The sequence below is a fragment of the Lactobacillus nasalidis genome, assembly GCF_016587775.1.
GTDB lineage: Bacteria > Bacillota > Bacilli > Lactobacillales > Lactobacillaceae > Lactobacillus > Lactobacillus nasalidis.
Genome location: NZ_BOCG01000522.1, coordinates 1 through 1675, shown reverse-complemented (window position 1 = coordinate 1675; position 1675 = coordinate 1). Strand labels below are relative to the sequence as shown.

Annotated in this window: 1 protein-coding gene and 2 rRNA genes; all 3 read right to left on the bottom strand. The window is 56.0% G+C overall.

The window, feature by feature from the left end; translation table 11 throughout:
* A partial coding sequence (locus lacNas_RS10280) for an amidohydrolase (RefSeq protein ID WP_201346830.1) occupies positions 1 to 1142 on the bottom strand: 1142 nt, incomplete at its 3' end.
* Positions 1143 to 1300: 158 nt separating this feature from the next.
* A 5S ribosomal RNA gene (rrf, locus tag lacNas_RS10275) occupies positions 1301 to 1417 on the bottom strand.
* A 70-nt stretch (positions 1418 to 1487) separates the two neighbouring features.
* Positions 1488 to 1675: ribosomal RNA gene (locus lacNas_RS10270) — 23S ribosomal RNA — on the bottom strand; the annotation flags it as partial.

Here is a 1675-nt window from a genome sequence, read left to right as displayed (position 1 = left end):
AAGAAGATCGGCTGCGTCGACACGGCCAGGCCGATTTTGGCTGCCTTCAGCTCCTTGATCATCTGATCTGAGAGAAGCGAAGCGTGCTCGATTCTGACCGACGGCTGGCCGGCCAGCCAGGGATCCAGGTCCCGGCAGACATCGATCACCCGCTGAATGGCTGCGTCCCCCATAGCGTGGACTGCTACCTGCAGGCCGTTTTCCCGGGCGTAGGCAATGATTTCTTCCAGCCGGGCGGCACTGGTCAGCGACACGCCCTTTTTTCCGGATGGGAAAGGCTCCTTCATCAAAGCCGTTTCCCCGGAAATGCTGCCGTCCATGAAGACCTTGAGCCCGGCGACCCGCAGGCGGTCGCCTTTGGCAATCTCCAGGGGACCGGAAAGCTCATCAGCCACGTAGTAGATGGCCGACTTGGGCTTGAAGCCCGCTTTGTAGGCATCTTGGTACAAAGACAGGCTGGCATACGGGTGCAGGCGGCCCATCATTTCCCCGATGGCGACCAGGCCATTGGCCAGGTAGTGGTCTGAAGACTTGACCAGGTTGGCCACGTCATTTTCATAGCTCAAGGCCGACTTGGCCCGGATCAGCAGCTGGCTGGCCGCTACCTCCCGCATGAAGCCGGTCGGCCGGCCGCTGGCATCGCGTTCGATTTTCCCGCCGGCCGGATCAGGCGTGTGCTCATCGATTCCGGCCAGTTCCAGGGCCCGGGAGTTGCCAACGGAAGAGTGACAGTCGGATCTGTACAAAAAGATCGGCTGGGTCGTTGAGACCTGGTCCAGGTCATCTCTGGTCGGGCTCCGGTGCTCAGCCAGCTTGCTTTCGTCAAAGCCCCAGCCTTCGATCCAGACGTTTGGCCCCTGCCCGTACTCAGGCGTTTGCCGCAGGGCCTCCTGGAGCTCACTGATGCTGTTAACCAGGGGCGGCGTGCAGGCTGCCCCGTGAAGAGCATCGGCAATGTACTTGGGGTGGGTGTGGTTGTCGATCAAGCCTGGCAGAACGGTCTGTCCCTTGAGGTCGACGATTTCGCCCGGGTCCCCGCCGGCGCTGACGATCTTGCCGTCTTCAACCACAAGCGAGTCGACAAAGTCATTTTCGCTGGTCCCCGTAAAAATTTTCCCATTTATAAAAGTTCGGCGCTTCATCTGTTTCACCTATTTCTTCCTTGTTTCCTATTTCCTAATTTTGCTGCTAAAGCGTTTAACCGCTTACAGCCTTATTCTACTCAAAAACAGCAGCCAGCGCAGGAAAAAATAAAAAATAAAGACAAAAAAGAGCCAGACTTCCGTCTGACTCTTGCTTGGCGCGGCAGCTTCCTATCCTTGCAGGCAGTTTCCCACCAACTACTTTCGGCGTTAAGAAGCTTAACTGCTGTGTTCGGCATGGGAACAGGTGTATCCTTCTTGCCATTGCCACCGCACTCTTCTTTGAGCTTGCACGCTCAAAACTGAATATCTCTTTCCAAGTCAAAACCTTATTGCTTCGCTCTTTTGGTCAAGTCCTCGACTGATTAGTACCGGTCCGCTCCAAAGCTCACGCTTCTTCCACTCCCGGCCTATCTACCTCATCGTCTCTGAGGTGTCTTACTTTCTTGAAGAAATGGGAAATCTCATCTTGAGGGGGGCTTCGCACTTAGATGCTTTCAGCGCTTATCCCGTCCGCACATAGCTACCCAGCG